General features: G+C 38.5%; 14 protein-coding genes. 3 read left to right on the top strand and 11 right to left on the bottom strand.

Annotated features, from left to right (window positions below; all coding sequences use genetic code 11):
• Positions 1 to 6 precede the first annotated feature (6 nt).
• The 11 genes from QQK09_RS00520 to QQK09_RS00570 form a co-directional block, all read right to left on the bottom strand.
• Positions 7 to 1,029 carry a hypothetical protein gene (locus QQK09_RS00520; RefSeq protein WP_284202154.1) on the bottom strand — a complete coding sequence of 341 codons (1,023 nt, stop codon included), beginning with the start codon at positions 1,027 to 1,029 and terminating at the stop codon, positions 7 to 9.
• A complete protein-coding gene (locus QQK09_RS00525) occupies positions 1,023 to 1,721 on the bottom strand; it encodes an acylneuraminate cytidylyltransferase family protein (protein ID WP_284202155.1) in 699 nt (232 codons plus the stop codon). The genes QQK09_RS00520 and QQK09_RS00525 overlap by 7 nt, the downstream gene beginning before the upstream one ends.
• Positions 1,721 to 2,773: a nucleotidyltransferase family protein gene (locus QQK09_RS00530; RefSeq protein ID WP_284202156.1), complete on the bottom strand. Its 1,053-nt coding sequence runs from the start codon at positions 2,771 to 2,773 to the stop codon at positions 1,721 to 1,723. Before QQK09_RS00530 ends, QQK09_RS00525 begins: the two co-directional genes overlap by 1 nt.
• Positions 2,763 to 3,419 (bottom strand): acetyltransferase, encoded by a 657-nt coding sequence (locus QQK09_RS00535; RefSeq protein ID WP_284202157.1) that lies wholly within the window; start codon positions 3,417 to 3,419, stop codon positions 2,763 to 2,765. Before QQK09_RS00535 ends, QQK09_RS00530 begins: the two co-directional genes overlap by 11 nt.
• On the bottom strand, positions 3,412 to 4,485 hold the full coding sequence (gene neuB / locus QQK09_RS00540; protein WP_284202158.1) for an N-acetylneuraminate synthase: 1,074 nt from the start codon (positions 4,483 to 4,485) through the stop codon (positions 3,412 to 3,414). The genes QQK09_RS00535 and neuB overlap by 8 nt, the downstream gene beginning before the upstream one ends.
• Complete coding sequence (gene neuC, locus QQK09_RS00545) at positions 4,482 to 5,651, bottom strand: UDP-N-acetylglucosamine 2-epimerase (RefSeq protein ID WP_284202159.1); 1,170 nt, start codon at positions 5,649 to 5,651, stop codon at positions 4,482 to 4,484. Before neuC ends, neuB begins: the two co-directional genes overlap by 4 nt.
• A gap of 4 nt (positions 5,652 to 5,655) precedes the next feature.
• Positions 5,656 to 6,804, bottom strand: a complete 1,149-nt coding sequence (locus QQK09_RS00550) for a LegC family aminotransferase (protein WP_284202160.1) — start codon at positions 6,802 to 6,804, stop codon at positions 5,656 to 5,658.
• A 24-nt stretch (positions 6,805 to 6,828) separates the two neighbouring features.
• A complete protein-coding gene (locus QQK09_RS00555; RefSeq protein WP_284202161.1) occupies positions 6,829 to 8,019 on the bottom strand; it encodes a UDP-N-acetylglucosamine 4,6-dehydratase in 1,191 nt (396 codons plus the stop codon).
• Between the two features lie 242 nt (positions 8,020 to 8,261).
• A complete protein-coding gene (locus QQK09_RS00560) occupies positions 8,262 to 10,445 on the bottom strand; it encodes a polysaccharide biosynthesis tyrosine autokinase (protein WP_284202162.1) in 2,184 nt (727 codons plus the stop codon).
• A 183-nt stretch (positions 10,446 to 10,628) separates the two neighbouring features.
• Positions 10,629 to 11,060, bottom strand: a complete 432-nt coding sequence (locus tag QQK09_RS00565) for an arsenate reductase/protein-tyrosine-phosphatase family protein (RefSeq protein ID WP_284202163.1) — start codon at positions 11,058 to 11,060, stop codon at positions 10,629 to 10,631.
• Between the two features lie 26 nt (positions 11,061 to 11,086).
• Positions 11,087 to 12,331: a polysaccharide export protein gene (locus tag QQK09_RS00570; RefSeq protein ID WP_284202164.1), complete on the bottom strand. Its 1,245-nt coding sequence runs from the start codon at positions 12,329 to 12,331 to the stop codon at positions 11,087 to 11,089.
• A 400-nt stretch (positions 12,332 to 12,731) separates the two neighbouring features.
• Here QQK09_RS00570 and gltX point away from each other — a divergent pair, with 400 nt between their 5' ends.
• The 3 genes from gltX to QQK09_RS00585 all read left to right on the top strand — a co-directional run bounded on the left by gltX (position 12,732) and on the right by QQK09_RS00585 (position 17,260).
• Complete coding sequence (gene gltX, locus QQK09_RS00575; RefSeq protein ID WP_284202165.1) at positions 12,732 to 14,156, top strand: glutamate--tRNA ligase; 1,425 nt, start codon at positions 12,732 to 12,734, stop codon at positions 14,154 to 14,156.
• An 824-nt stretch (positions 14,157 to 14,980) separates the two neighbouring features.
• Complete coding sequence (locus QQK09_RS00580) at positions 14,981 to 15,433, top strand: REP-associated tyrosine transposase (protein WP_284202166.1); 453 nt, start codon at positions 14,981 to 14,983, stop codon at positions 15,431 to 15,433.
• A gap of 675 nt (positions 15,434 to 16,108) precedes the next feature.
• Positions 16,109 to 17,260, top strand: a complete 1,152-nt coding sequence (locus tag QQK09_RS00585; protein ID WP_284202167.1) for an efflux RND transporter periplasmic adaptor subunit — start codon at positions 16,109 to 16,111, stop codon at positions 17,258 to 17,260.
• The last annotated feature ends 1 nt before the right edge of the window (position 17,261 follow it).

The following is a 17,261-nucleotide window of genomic DNA, read 5'->3' on the forward strand; positions in this document are numbered from 1 at the left end:
TGTACCTCAGGTACTAAGTATTACTTTTATAACATTTACACCATTATCATTTAAATAGTCATAAACATGACGGGTGTTCTCTCTTGTTTTTTCATCCTCTATATACTCAGACAAATCAAAGCTAAGCACACCATCAATTCTAAACAAACTAGGTAATGTAATAATGCTAGTTGTATAAAACCCCCCGATAAATTTTGGGGCATATTGGTGAACTTTAAAATAAACTTCACAAGGGGAAGCTAAACGTTTTACTTCAACACCTAAAGCTCTAATAGCTTCTAGTTTTACATCTGAATCATCTCGATGTGCCATGTAACTTATAGGTTTCCCGTATTTATTTCTAATAAAAGCAAAAGAAAATTTTAGTAACTCAAGCTCAACTTCAAGAGAAAAAATACCAGCTTCAGAATACTTTGCACCAAAAAAACAAAAACAATCCAAAGTCTTTACATCGTAAGGAACATCTGCAATTCTTTCATTTATTTGCCCAATTGAAAGCCATTTATTTAGATTAAAGCTGCTAAATAAATCAGGAGCAGAGTCATCAAAGTTGAAAGAAAACAAGTAGCTATAAATTAAAAACGTCGTATAAGAGTTATTATTTTTATAATAAGTACGCAGTCCCACTCCCTTACTAAAATACTTTTTCTGCAACATTAGAATTACAGCACCATCATCAAGTAATGTTTCTTTCTCTATTGATATCACTCTTGCAAGTAAACAGAATAAAAAACTTCTATATTCACCAATATAAGCTTTTGTTTTCCTATTCTTAAATTTAAATTTAAATTTAAGAGCATAATACAAAATGAGAAGATGATTGATATATTTATTACTTAATAGATGAATCCTATACACTTTATCCCAAGAAGATGACCCTACTAATTTTTGCATTTGCTGCTTATTTTCTAACCTATTGTGTTGACCGTAATTGATAATTAAAAAATTATTGCCAATATTGGTCGCTTTTGCTTCTATAGCAGACATTAACTGCGTAGGGGATGCTACAATGTATACATTATTTAACATATTTTTTTGCTTAATAATAATTCAGCTACTTGAAAATCTAATTCTGTATCAATATCTACAGAGTTAACGTTACTCATTTTGCAGGCATAAGACTCTTTCGTATAACAAATTTTTCCATACCTCTGTAACTTTTTAATATCAAAAATATAGATTGCACCATTTAATCGATAAAAGTTATCAAGATCTTGTGACCGTCGTAAATTTTCATTATTAATAAAATCTTTCATATTAGAATCAATAGGCAAGGTATTTGACCATAATGGAGAGTGCTCACAAGAAGTAACCGAAACGACAGAAAATGCATGTTTTTCTACAAAGAGCTCAACTGCATTATCGATATCATCTACTGTTCGTAATGGAGATGTAGGCTGAAGAAGAATAACAACATCGTAATTTTCACCATATTTATTTAAAGTATAAAGAAGCATACTCTCAGTGCTTGCCGTATCTGAAGCTAATTTTTTTGGTCTTAGCTCTGGTACATTAGCACCGTATTTGAGTGAAATAGATTGAATTTCTTCATCATCAGTGCTTATAAATACAGTGTCAATATATTTGCTACTTTTGGCTGCATCTATACTCCAAGAAATTAAAGGCTTACCAATCATAGGTAAAATATTTTTACGTGGAAGCCTTTTGCTTCCTCCCCTAGCAGGAATAATCGCTAATATTCTTTTATCATTAATCATCATTACAACCCTAAAGTATGAATATCAGCTTGCGCACGTTGATAATCTTCCATGCGACCTATATCAAGCCAATACTCATGAATTGGAAACATCATTACATTGCCTTGTGCTTCTATTTGTCGTTCCAGTAGTGTCGGCATATCTACTTTTTCATTTTCCTTAACCTGCTCAATCAGATCCGGATTTACAACATAAATGCCGGCATTAATATGAAATATCTGTGTTGGCTTTTCGACCATACTGGTTATTTTCCCAGCATTACCTTGAATAACGCCATAAGGGATTTGGTATTCATATTCGCGTACGCACATTGATGCATCAGCAGACTCATTGTTATGAAAGTCTAATAACTTTTGAAAATTAACATTAGTTAATACATCACCATTCATCATAATGAGGGGTAACTTGGGTAAGTTACTCGGCAATAAACCTAATGCGCCACCAGTGCCAAGAGGAGAGTCCTCATAAACATAGGTGATATTCACCCCCCACTTAGCGCCATCACCGAAATAATCCATGATCATTTCTGGCATATAATGGGTAGAAATATAAAAATTCACAAAACCCGATTTAATAAAATTAAGTAAAGTGATTTCAAGAATAGGCTTATCACCCACTTTTAACAGCGGCTTAGGGCAATTATTAGTTAAAGGTCTTAAACGCGTGCCAAAGCCCCCCGCCATCAGGAAAATAGGGTTTTCTAAGCGCGGTTTATGTAAAGATTCATGCAGGGTCTGCAACCCAACAACGATACCGTCTTCAATCAGGGGAATCGATAGAATTTCTTTAGACTCCATCAATTCAATTAATTGCTGCCTACTAGATTGTGGCGTCGCTGTGAATGGCGTAGCATTCATAACTTTTGCAACACTTTCATCTAATGAAACCCCAGCTAATAGTCCTCTGCGAATATCGCCATCACTAACCACACCTAATAATGTATTAGCTTGGTCAACAATCACAGCGCCTCTCAATGCTTCTCTATCAATAACTTCCAGTGCTTCTCTAATTGTACTATCTGGACCGATTAAAGTATTTTGCCACTTATGACTCATTATCTAGCCTCTTATTATGAATTACAGTTCGCGCCCCAAAGACGGTACTCGCAAACGGAACATGCTTAGTGACAATGGCGCCAGCGCCAATTACCGCTTTATCTCCAATAGAGATGCATTGTATTATATTGGCACCAGTACCGATGTGTACATAATCCCCTGTTTTAACTTGCCCACTTAATGTTGCCCCAGGCGCAATATGGTTATGTGCCCCAATAATGCAATCATGCTCAATGATTGCGCCCGTATTAATAATGCTATTATCTCCGATAACAGCCCCCGCTTGAATAATTGCGCCAGGCATAACTTGAACACCTTTCCCCAAAATTGCAAAATCAGAAATACAAGCGTGTTTAGAAACAACCTGCTGAAAAGAATACCCTTGCTTAGTAAACTTTTTATATAGTTTTGTTCTTAAGTTTGAGCCGGGTAATGAACCTAGACCATTAACAATACTGACGGTATTGCATTGCTCTTCAAAAATTTTGTTTTCGTTTTCAAAGAACGGAATTCCAACTAAAGCAGATCTTACAAAATCAATATCAGGGCTAAAAATCCCGGATATTGTATGTTGATTCTGTTTTAATATATCGACTAAAACGCTTGCGTGACCACCGGCCCCTAAAACAACTATTTTATTACCCAAAAATAACCTCACCTTCGCGGTAAGATTTTGTTGATGGCGTATTTATTAGTTCCCAATATTGATAAGGGCTAACACCATTTCCGGGACGCTTTATTTCTATATTTTCAGCATTAAATAATTCATCCACAGCAATATCTTTAGCTGCAACTAAACTTTTTCTCGCGATTGCCTTATTTTTAACCTCAGAGGGCCTAGGACCTTTTACACCATCGCCAATTGCTAATTCAATATCTCGAATTGCTATCACCATATTAGCCAACTCGGTAGGCTCTAATGACGCTTTATGATCCGGCCCTTCCATCTCTTTATCTAATGTAAAATGTTTTTCAATAATCTTCGCGCCTCTCGCCACTGCTGCAATCGGCACACTAATACCTGCACTGTGATCCGAATATCCGATTTCCAATTTAAACGCGTTAGCAAGTGTATCCATGGCCTTCAAGTTAATGTCTTTCATTGGTGCAGGATATTCAGTTGTACAATGAAGTATTGTCACTTTGTTTTTCAATAAGGCTTGCCCTTCTTCTGAAAAATAAGCAGCCTGAAAAGCATCAAGTGAAGGAGCTACATCATCCTGAGCTAAATAACCAAATGCAATCACACCTAACGCAGACTCAATTTCTGCTAAGGTTGCCATACCTGTGGATACAATTAAATCAGCCCCGGTTTGTGCGTGTTGCAGCACTAAGGGGGCATTGGTTAATTCGCCCGATGGTATTTTTAGTCGTTTCAAGCCCAAATCATTCACTAAAAAATCTAAGCTTTCAGAATCAAATGCTGTTGATAGAAATTCAATACCGAGATTATTACAATATTTGACCAATTCATGATGAAATTCGTAACTTAACTCCAAACGGCTTAACATCGCCAATTGAGATTCTACTTTTTGGGTGTTTTCTATTTGATATTCTGCTTGTTTAGCATCTGCAGTAACTAGTTTTTTTGCTTTGAAGGTTTGGAACTTAACAATATCAACACCCGCTTTGTAAGCAGCATCAACCAGCTCAAACGCAAGCTTTTCACTGCCATTATGATTAACACCAGCTTCCGCAATTATTAATGTCATAGAAGATCACCACTCGTTATATCGTAAAATGTTTTTATTGAAGTACTTTCAAGTGATTTAATCATATCGATGACTTTACCGCTTGCATCTCCAGCACCATATGGATTAAGAATACGCTCATTTTCTTCTTTGTAATCCCTGTTGATCGCATCATTGATAGCACTTGTTATTGCTAATTTATCTGCAGAGCAATTAAGTACACTTTTAGCCGCTAAGCGGCCTTTTTGTCTCATGCCAATATCAACAGTAGGTACATCAAATGAAGGAACCTCAATAATACCGCTTGATGAGTTACCTATAACGGCATCGGCATATTTCACCGTGCTTAAATAGCGCTGCTGACCAAGCGATTTGATAGCAAGTACACGTTTAGGTGCATTGCTTGCATAGGCTTCTAGCATTGGAATAATCTTTCTGCCACCATCATCAGCATTGGGATAGGTGATAATCACTTGATGGTTAGGAAATGTATCTAGGCTATCCAGAAGTGCCTGAAATGACGCTTCAGGATCTTCTTCTGCAAGTGTTACAGGGTGATAAGTAACGAGAAAATACGGCTGAGATAATTCAAAGTTTAGGGAGTCTGAAATTTGTGCGCGCGTTAGCATCTCACTTCGCAACAAATGATCTAAGCCAATCGCGCCAACATTTTTGACACGATTAGGGTTTTCCCCTAACTGAATAACTCGCTGTCGATATGTATCGGTTGACGTTGCGTGCAAGTAACTAAGCTTTGAGATAGAATGACGAATAGCATCATCGTACGCGCCTTCAGTAATTTCACCACCATGTAAATGAATAACGGGAATTTTCAGAATCATCGCTGTTTGTGCCGCGGCTAACGCTTCAAAACGATCTCCTAAGATAACCAATGTATCAGGCTTTAATCGATCTAATGCATCAGCAAAACCTAACACACCTAAGCCCATACTCTTAGCAACACCTACAGCAGAATCTGAGGATAATAATATCTCTATTTTCTCATCTATTTTAAAGCCATCTTTTTCAATTTGAGTATACGTACAACCAAACTCGGGCGACAGATGCATACCTGAAACCAGTAATTTCAGATCTAATGCATCATCGGATTGGATATCTTTCAACAACCAGTAAAGCAAACCGTACTCAGCGCGAGTACCCGTGAAGACCGCAACCGTTTTAGTCATTTTATTAACCTATTTTAACAGGAGAGCTAGGTAGGTTAATTAAATGCTTTTCAACCCATTCAGATACACGTAAATCGCCTCTAAGGGCATTTTTAAACATAGGCAAACGATGCATTAACTGCCAGATTGGTCTAGTCATAACACCTTGCTCATTAGTTTCTTTTAGCAATAAATTACGGCTTTCTGTATCAGGGCAAATAATCGCATTTAGCCAATAATTTGATTGTGCATAGTCAGGCTCGGTAACAAATTGAAAGTCAGAATCTGCGAATAAAGTCTGATATTGCTCTGCCAACACTCTTTTTTGTTTTAAAAACGCAGGTAATACTTCCATTTGCGCGCAACCAAGTGCAGCGTTCAAATTGGGTAATCGGTAATTAAACCCTGGCTCATCATGATAGAATTCATAAGGGTGCGGCACTTTTGCCGTTGTAGTGACATGACGAGTATGTTTGCCAGCCTCTAAATTGCGGCAAAGTACCATACCACCACCACCAGTGGTGATGACTTTATTACCATTGAAACTAATCGCTGAAAAATCACCTATAGTGCCGGTATGTTTACCTTTATAAAATGAGCCTAAGCTCTCAGCAGCATCTTCGACTAAAACAAGGTTCCACTTTAAACACACTGATAATAACTCATCAAGTTCAACAGGGTGACCAAAGGTATGCATAGGAATAACCGCTTTGATCCTTTGTCCCGTAACTTTATGAGTACACTCACCATCACTATTTATTTTCGCATTCGTTTCGAGATACTCTTGTGTTGCTTTAGGACATAAACCAAGACTTACTTTAGAAACATCGACAAAAATAGGCTCAGCGCCCATATGGTAAAGCGCATTACAAGTAGCAACAAATGTCAGTGCCTGGGTAATAACTAAATCGCCCTGCTTTACCCCAGCCATATACAGCGCAGTATGCAATGCAGCGGTACCATTCACGGTTGCTACCGCTTTTGTCGCGCCAGTATAAGTTTCAATATGTTTTTCAAAGTTTTCTACGTATTTACCAACACTCGACACAAAAGTACTATCGATAGTATCTGTTACATATTTTTTTTCATTACCTGCAAATGTTGGCGCATGTAATGGTATAAAGTCATTGGTTTGATAAGTATCTCGAACAAAACTAATTAATTTATTATTCATCTTGTTTTTTTCCTAAAATAAGCCTTACATTTTACTGTCTAGGTACTTACCGGTTTCTTTATGCCCAAAGTCAGGGATCATTTTAAAGAACAGCTCAACTATTTGATCTTTTTCCCACTGTTTAGCCGACTTCATCTCGCCTATTTGTTGCTCAAAAAGGGTAACTAATTCTGCATCAAATATCGGCTCGTTTTTAATAACACCCAGATTTTCAAAACGCTGCATATCGAGTGTTTCTTTATCAGTGAAAAACTCTTCAAAATCTTTCTCACCGGTTGTATCACTATCAGTGAATAAACAAGGCCATTTACCTTGTTCAGGTAATGTTTTAGCTAATTCTCTCGCTTCATCTTCTGATTCACAAAGGTGAGGTTCATAACCTAATTGTTCAAGGTATTTTACAGCAATATCTGCAAACGAAATAAGATGTAACGCTTCGCTTAACTTAGGAAAGAAAATGTCTCTATTTTCACCAAAGATACACGACATTAAACAAAGTTCGCCAGACTCTTGTGGCGTAACAAAGTAACGTTTGATATCTTTAGGTGCAACAATGGGTTGTCGTTTTTGAATGCGTTGATTAAACCCATGAAGCAAAGAGCCATCAGAAAACGCGACATTAGCAAATCGGGCAGTAGAGATAGTAATATCAGCACTGCGACGCATTAAAAACATTTCCATAATACGTTTTGAAGCGCCCATCATATTAACTGGATTAGCAGCTTTATCGGTCGACACACAAAAATATTTTTTGGCACCTTTAGCGGCAGATTGTAATAATGTTTTTTCAGTATTAAAGATATTTACATCAATCATACGCATAAGGGTGAAGGGGTCTTTTTCACTGCGAACATGCTTAAGTGCCGATAGGTTTAACACATAGTCGTATTCACCATCTGCCTTAATGAACGCATCGTACTCAATCGAGCCAATATCCAAAGCAAAAGTTTGAAAATCGCCATCGATATAACCAAACGAACTACGAATATCACGAACAAGCTCAACCATGTTGTTTTCACTGATATCAACAGCATGTAATTTTTGTGGGTTTCTTTTGAAAATTTCTTTAGTCACAGCTTGTCCAATTGAACCTGCTGCACCAACAACTAAAAAACGACTTGCTGAAACTATTTTGGACAACTCTTTTTCGTGAGTGTTAATATCATTTGAAAAAAGTTCTTTTTCGCGGCCAATAAGTGACAAGATTGAGCTCATTTTCTGTTACCTTTGAATTTTATTTGGGAAATAACTGGAGTAATAATATGACTATTCTTTAGTCATTTCATTTTCAATATCATTGAAAACTTGAATATATTGGCTTTTATATCTCAGTAATTAAAACACCACCGAGACACTTTACATTCATTTTGAGACAGGCTGATGACTATCAGCCCTTATAAAACCTACGCTTTACTAAACTTTTCAAAAAGGCCCCAATAGGTCGCCAAAAAAAAATACTAAGTTTTATCGCTCGTGTAGCTGTAGTTGTAGTAACCGTAACCATATGAGCTACTTGCTTTTTTCTCAACGGCATTAAGAATAAAGCCTTTTACTTCAATACCTGCCATTTCGAAGCGATGTAAAGCGACTTCAACTTCTTTTACCGCTGTTTGGTCGAAGCGACCGACCATTAAGGTTGTACCTGCTAATGCGCCTACAATACTTGGATCGGTTACTGCTAATACGGGTGGTGTATCGATGATCACCAACTCGTACTCTTTAGATGCCCATTCAATAAAGTCTTTAAAGCGTGGGTGCATCAATAGTTCAGAAGGGTTTGGTGGAACTTGACCACGGGTAATCAAATCTAGATTATTGATGCCCGTTGATTTAACAATCTCTTTCATTTCCAGTTTACCTGATAATAAATCAGATAGGCCATCCTCAATCGGTAAACCAAAATGACGCTGCAAATAACCTTTACGCATATCGGCATCGACAACTAATACTTTTTGTCCCGCTTTAGCGACCACGGCAGCGAGATTAGCAGATACAAATGATTTACCAATACTCGGTGCAGGGCCGGATATCATCACGACATTGTTTTTTGCTTCCATCATCGCAAAGTGCATGCTGGTTCGCAGCGCACGTAAAGCTTCTATGGCGAGATCTGCTGGGTTTGCTTCCGCGAGTAGTATATTTTGTTTATTACGTTTTCTGTTGATGCGTAATTTTTTTAGTTTAAAGTCTATTTTACCCTGCCATTCAGACAATGGGATACTTGCATAAACAGGTAGGCCTAATGCTTCAATTTCTTCTGGGCTTTCAACGCCTTTATGAAAGGCAGCTCTTAGCAATACAAACGCTACAGATAACATGCCACCTAATAATGTCGCTAATACAACAATTAACGGCTTCTTAGGTTTGATTGCATTGGTATAAACTTGTGCTTCATCTAATATGCGTACGTTACCCACAGTGCCTGCTTTTAAGACACTTAGCTCTTGCACTTTATTGAGCAGTTGGATATAAATTTGCTGGTTTACTTCAACATCACGTGTCATACGTAATACTTGACGTTGTGTTTTAGGTAGCTTAGCAATTTGTGCGTTTAAACGCTCTTTTTCGCCCATTAATACTGAACGCTTGTCTAACAGTGATTTATAAGCAGGATGATCTTTGGTAAAGCGTTGACTGACGTCACTCTCTTTAAAAGTTAGTTCATTGAGTTGTGCTTCTAATTCTACCATCACTGTTAATGTAGATTGTGCTTCTAAGCCTAAATCGATCGATTCATTCTGTTGACGATAATTATTTAAAATATCTTCTGCAGATGTTAGTTCTACTTTAATGTTTGGCAAGTGTTGTTTTAAAAACTGTAAGCTCTTTTCTGCTTCTGCAGAGTTTCGCTCTACATTTTGTAAAAAATAATTCTGGCTTACATTGTTTAATACTCTTTCAATCAGCTGTTTATTTTCACCGCTAAACGAGAGTGATAATATGCCAGTCTGCTTACCACGTTCGCTTACCGCAAGATTAGTCTGAAGCCACTGAATAGCATCTAATTTTGAACGCTTATTGAGTATGAATTGAGCACCATCTTTCGCATCTAAGTGAACAACAAAAAGACGTAAACCACTTTGTTCAGTTAGCTCTCCTACTTTACCCGAAGCAAGTTTTTTACCTTCGAGGGTAAAAACAGAGTAAAGGCCCTTTTCGTTATCATCAAGTACTAACTCTACGCTATTTTCTTCACTGTATTCAGGAAGTTCAAAGCGTGAAACATTGATGATGGATTGCTCACCTTGTAATCGTGCTAACCCTTTACCAATAATTGGCATATAAACAGGTGTTGCTTGAATAGTCAGGTTAAGCGTATCAACCGTTTTACCTAAAATCATACGTGACTTGATAATCTCAACTTCAGTTGTTGCAGATGAGTCACTAGAGAACATATCCCCCATGTCGCCAACTAATGCAGACATGCCTGAGCTTTTTGTTTCTACTTGTAATAATGCATCGGCCTTATAGATTGGCGTAGCAAGCAATGCGTAGGCGACGCCTACAACAGCAAAAAAAGTCGTCACTAACATTATCAGCCATTTGCTGTCTAATAATAAACCAAGCAATTTGCCCAAGTCGATAACATCGGCGTTCGTTTGTTTTGTTTGGTTTGCATTTTGATTAGATAAATTGCTCATGCTTCTCTTTTTCATGGTTAAAGTTTATGTATATAAGTTATTAATTCAAATGAAAAACGTCGAGCTAAAGCACGACGTACAATTAACAACTAAGCCGATGGCTTTGTGTTTTGACCTTCGCCACTCGTCGCACGAGGCTTGAAAATCTGTCGGGCTAAAGCCACGACCTACAATTGGTAACAATTAATTGAGTTTTGTTGCCCAAGCTTGACAAGATGCTTCTATCAATTTGTATGCGTGGTCAAAGGCTTCTTTGCTTTGACGGTACGGATCAGGAATATCCTCTTTTCCGTTCCAGTGACTGAGTAACATGGTTTTACCACGCGCTTCTGGTGCGATATTGGTTACCGCTTCGATATGTCCCTGTTCCATGACAAGAATGAGGTCATAATCACGACAGATTTCACTGCTCAACTGTTGCCCTTTATGCCCTTCAAGTGAAATGCCATTTTCTAATGCAACTTGTGTGGCCATTTTATCAGCAGGTTTTCCTACTAATGCGCCAACACCAGCTGAGGCAATCTCTTTATTTGGTAATAACTGTTTAAACAGGTATTCCCCCGATGGAGAGCGGCAGATATTACCCACACAAACCACTAAAATTTTATTAAACATATTTTTCTCTATATCTATAGAACTAATTACCAATTATGAATGCGCAGTGCACCTTCAGTAATTTCATTAAATGCTGTTATAGAAGGTAACAACTGACGAATGACACGGTTATAACGTTCAATCGGCGCAGCAGTTACGTAAACAACATCATAAGGCTCTAGTTTGAAGTTAGTACCAATCATCAGGCCAGCTGCATCTTTAATATTTAGCTGGTAGATATTTGCCACAATCGTCTCTGGACGGTTATTGGTTTTATTTTGCTGATTTTTTTCTTTAGGTGCGTTATCACGTACCGATTGTAAAAACGGTTCATTTACTGTATCACGCTGACCACTGCGCACTACAAAGATACCCGTTGCATCAGCAGAAAGTTCATTAATACCACCCACACTGCTTAGCGCCTCTGTCAATGTCATACCTGCACGATCAATTTTTAACATTTCAGGGGTTTTAACATCACCTAATACAAAGACTTTCTGATCATCGTTGCGTGGCACATGCACGATATCGCCCTTTTTAATCAATCTATTTTGGGTCAGATCTCCCTTCTGCATTAATCGATATAAAGAGAGCACTTCTGTTTCGCCATTTCGCGTTAGTGTAACATTACGCCAATCAGCATCACCTGTTAACCCACCAGCATTATTGATTGCATCAAGCAGTGTTAGTGGCACATTATTAATCGCTTGTTTGCCTGTCGTTTTTACTTCACCGGTAATATAAGCATTTTGAGAGCGAAATGCAGCGATGTTAACATCGACCTGCGGGCTTTCAATATACTTCGAAAGGCGCTTTGAGATGTCAGCGCGAATCTCTACAACAGTTTTCTCTTCGACACTTACAAACCCGATATAGGGATAAAATATTTGTCCGTCTGCATGTACCCAATGACCAGCTTCTGTTGCGCTACGGTATGAACCAGCTGGAATAGTTAATTCTGGGTGATCCCAAATAGTGACATTAAGAATATCGCCAGTACCAACAAAATACTCATAATTTGAGATTGCTTGATCTAATTCTGGGTTTATACGTGTTGCGCCTTGTGCTGCGCTATTTTGTTGTGCATAAGCTGAAACAAACGCATTTGATAATGGGTAAACATTGACTTGCTCAACAGGAATCAATCGCTTCTCTGCATCGCTGAGATCTTCGATATTTGGTTCTGATATTATATTTTTATCATCAAAAGAAAGATGCGAACCTGGCGTCACACAGCCAGTTAATAACATTAGCAATGATAACGGTAAAATTATTTTTGGGGATTTCAACATTTGATTTCTACACTTATTAGTGTTTAGGACTTAAATAACAAACTCGCTATATTGCTTTTATATAAATTTGTTATTGTGATTTTTATCGAGGATTTTTTCAACAGGCAGGAAATGTCATACAATTTAGGCACGCTACCGCCCATCGACAGTCCTTTAGTCGCACTACAATTCATCCCATATTTTGGAAGGGATGATACCCACATAATCATCATTTCGCAATAACTTCATGACTTTTTGCCTTTCATCACAAAATAAAGTCAAAAATTTACTCTGCCTACATTTATGGTTCTGATTCTTTTGAGATTTTCGATTATTTTGTAATTACATTATGTTATTGCACTGGTATTGGTTAAAATACGTTTCTATTTTACAACTGCTTTATATTAGAGGAACTTCCCCAATGACAGTTAAGACTCGTTTTGCTCCCAGCCCGACTGGATTTTTACACGTAGGTGGTGCACGTACTGCACTTTACTCTTGGTTATATGCTAAAAGCCAAGGTGGAGAATTTGTATTACGTATCGAAGATACTGACCTTGAACGTTCTACTCAAGAAGCGGTAGATGCAATTTTAGAAGGCATGAGCTGGTTAGGTCTTGATTGGGATGAAGGTCCGTACTACCAAACAAAACGTTTTGACCGTTACAATGAGATGGTTGAGCAACTGCTTAACGACGATAAAGCATACAAATGTTACGCATCAAAAGAATTACTTGATGAAATTCGTGCAGAACAAGAAGCGAATAAAGAGATGGCGCGTTACGATGCAAACCACCCTAAAATTGTTGCCGCTAATGCAGCAGCAACCGATGGTGAACCTTGTGTTATCCGTTTCCGTAATCCTAAAGAAGGCACGGTTATCTTTAATGATGAAATCCGTGGCAACATTGAGATCGCAAACAGTCAGTTAGATGATTTGATTATCCGCCGCACCGATGGCGCACCAACTTATAACTTCTGTGTAGTTGTTGATGATTGGGATATGGGTATTACTCACGTTGTTCGTGGTGAAGACCATATCAATAATACACCTCGTCAAATCAATATTTATGAAGCATTGGGTGCTCCTGTCCCGACTTTTGCACATTGCGCAATGATTCTGGGTGATGATGGTGCGAAACTTTCTAAACGTCATGGCGCAGTTTCTGTCATGCAATACCGTGATGAAGGTTATTTACCAAATGCGTTAAATAACTATTTAGTGCGTTTAGGCTGGTCACATGGCGACCAAGAGATCTTCTCTGAGCAAGAGATGATTGAACTGTTTAGCTTAAGCAATGTAAGTAAGTCTGCGTCTGCGTTTAATACTGATAAGTTGTTATGGTTAAACAACCATTACATTAAAACATCTGATCCTGAATATGTTGCTGGTTACCTACAATGGCATATGGATGAGCAAAAGATCGATACTACTAATGGCCCAGCGTTAACAGAGGTTATTACTGCGCTTTCTGAAAAAGTGAAAACCTTAGTTGAATTAGCAAGCTCAAGCCGTTATTTCTATGAAGGTTATGAAGAATTTGATGCTAATGCCGCGAAGAAACACTTACGCCCTGTTGCAAAAGAGGCGTTAGCATTAGTACAAACAAAACTGCAAGCCTGTGAAGATTGGTCTGATGAAGTTTTACATGACATCATCCAAGCAACTGCTGATGAACTTGAAGTGGGTATGGGTAAAGTGGGTATGCCTCTACGTGTTGCGATTACAGGTGCAGGCCAATCACCATCACTTGATATTACGTTACGTTTAATCGGTAAAGAACGCAGCATCACACGTATTTCACGTGCACTTGAGTTTATTGCTCAGCGTGAAGCGGCACAATAGAGTAAAAGCAGCTGTTAGCTTTAAGCTGTCAGCATTCAGTAAGTTCAAAAGCAGCGCCGTTGGCGTGTCGGGATAAATCGCCGACCTACAGGTGCAATTTGTAGGTCGCGGCTTTAGCCCGACAAATTAAATGCAGTTGTTAGTTATTAGCTGTTAGTAAGTTCAAAATCAAAACAGCGCCGTTGCCGTGTCGGGATAAATCGCCGACCTACAGGTGTAATTTGTAGGTCGCGGCTTTAGCCCGACAATTAAAAGTAGTTGTTAGTTATTAGCTGTTAGTAAGTTCAAAATCAAAGCAGCGCCGTTGGCGTGTCAGGATAAATCGCCGACCTACAGGTGTAATTTGTAGGTCGCGGCTTTAGCCCGACAATCATCATAAAACCTGCAAAACTGATGGCCTAAAGGCCAACCTACGAAAACCCCATTCCCTGTAGGTCGCGGCTTTAGTCCGACAATCATAATAAAACCTACAAAACTGATGGCCTAAAGGCCAACCTACGAAAATCTAATTACCTGTAGGTCGAGGCTTTAGCCCGACAAGCATCATAAAACCAGAAAAACTGGTTACCTGAAGACCAACCTACGAAAATAGAAATTCTCTGTAGGTCGCGGTTTTAGCCCGACAAGCATCATAAAACCACAAAACTGATAACCTAAAGGCCAACATACAAAAATCCCATTCCCTGTAGGTCGTGGCTTTAGCCCGACAATCATCACCCGAAACTAAAAATTATTGGCATAAAAAACAACATGTGACTATATGTAAATGAATCTACTAATCAGATGAACTTACATTTATAACGTTCAATATAATAGGGTGCCTTATGTCATGGAATAACTTACGCACTGGGCGACACACACAAAATAATGCAGAATACTTTATTACCTTTAATACAAATAATAGGCAGGCTATTTTCAATGATTTCATCATAGCCCAGCTATTTTGCCAGCAAATCGCTAAAAATGAACATAAGCATCATTGTCTCTGGCTTACTTGGGTTTTAATGCCAGATCACTTCCACGGTTTATTGCAGTTGGGAGAAGATGCAAAAACCTTGGCAACAGTCATTGGGGAGTTAAAAGGTTCGACCGCTCAGTTAATCAATAAAGAATTAAATCATAAGGGAACATTATGGCAGCCATCTTTTTATGACCATGCTTTAAGAAGTGAAGAAAATCGCACCAATATTGCTCGTTATATTGTGGCGAACCCGTTGAGAAAACAGTTAGTGAAAAATGTCCGTGATTATCCATTCTGGGATTCTGTGTATTTGTAGATTGAAAACCGTTGGCCTGAAGACCAACCTACAATATTTCCCTTGTAGGTCGCGGCTTTAGCCCGACAAACACCATGAAACCAGCAAAACTGATGGCCTAAAGGCCAACCTACGAAAATCAAAATACCCTGTAGGTCGTGGCTTTAGCCCGACAAGCATCATAAAACCAGCAAAACTGATGGCCTAAAGGCCAACCTACGAAAATCCCATTCCCTATAGGTCGTGGCTTTAGCCCGACAAGCATCATGAAACCAGCAAAACTGATGGCCTAAAGACCAACCTACGAAAATCCCATTACCTGTAGGTCGTGGCATTAGCCCGACAAGCACCATGAAACCAGCAAAACTGATGGCCTAAAGGCCAACCTACGAAAATCAAAATTCCCTGTAGGTCGTGGCTTTAGCCCGACAAGCATCATGAAACCAGCAAAACTGATGGCCTAAAGGCCAACCTACGAAAATCCCATTACCTGTAGGTCGCGGCTTTAGCCCGACAATTATCACTAAAACCAAGATCGTTGGCATGAAAACCATCCACACCTTTTATTACCCATCCATTTTTTTTACTATATTATTATCACTAATATACAAAATAAATACTAAACATTGTTATTCTTTGAACTTATCGCATAGTATTGAATCTAAGCAAACAATCCAAATTGTATAAGGCTCCTTAATGAATAAGCTCCCCGTAATACGTAGTTTCGCTATTTTCCCGTTGTTATTGGTACTTTCTGCCTGTAATGATGTTGCTGTAACACAAACAGCGCCACCACCTCCAAGTGTTGTTGTAGAAACAACGCAAAAAAGTAATATAAAGCCAGAAATTTCATTTATTGGGCGAACTGAGGCAACGGAAGATGTGTCGATACGATCTCAAGTTGAAGGGGTATTATTAAAGCGTCATTTCACTGGTGGTGATAATGTCCAAAAAGGCGATCTATTATTTGAGATTGACCCTATCCCTTACCAAACTGTTGTTAATCAACAACAAGCATCATTAAAACAAGCTCAATCAGCACACAAAATTGCAATTACTCGTTGGCAACGTGGTACGAGACTCGGTAAAACTGGTGCTATGTCGGAAATGGATATCGATGAATTAACGGCGAGCATGAGCCAAACAGAGTCTGATGTTGCTATTAAACAAGCTGCACTTGAAACTGCGCAATTAAACCTTTCATACACAAAGATTATGGCACCAATTTCAGGTCGAATTAGTCGTTCACAAGTAAGTACGGGTGATTTGATAACAGCAAATACGATAGAACTGGCTACGTTAGTACAATTGGATCCTATTTGGGTTAACTTTCAAATTTCTGAAAAACTGTTAACGCAAACACGTGATGATCACCAGGATGGTAGTACCCTTTCACCTGAAGATCTCATTGTTACTATTGAATTAAGTGAAAAAACCAACTACCCGCACACGGGAACGATTGATTTTATTGATAATCGAATCGACCAAAGTACGGGTACATTAGCCATTAGAGCAAAATTCATTAATCCCGATGCGCTGTTATTACCCGGCCAATATACAAGTATCTCGATATTATTACCTAATGAAAAAAGTGCCATGCTTATCTCACAATCTACCGTGCAAGAAGAGCAACAGGGACGCTTTGTATTAGTCGTAAATAGCGATAATATCATTGAAAAACGCATGGTCACGTTAGGCAACCGTTATGGCGTACGCTGGGAAGTATTAGATGGTTTAGAGGTTGGTGAACGAATCGTAGCAGAGGGATTACAAAAAGTACGAGTCGGTATTGCGGTTAATGCAACAGAGCAAACTGATGCTCCTTTTTCTTCAAACAATGAAAAGTAGA

Source organism: Psychromonas marina (genome assembly GCF_030161115.1).
Classification (GTDB): Bacteria; Pseudomonadota; Gammaproteobacteria; order Enterobacterales; family Psychromonadaceae; genus Psychromonas; species Psychromonas marina.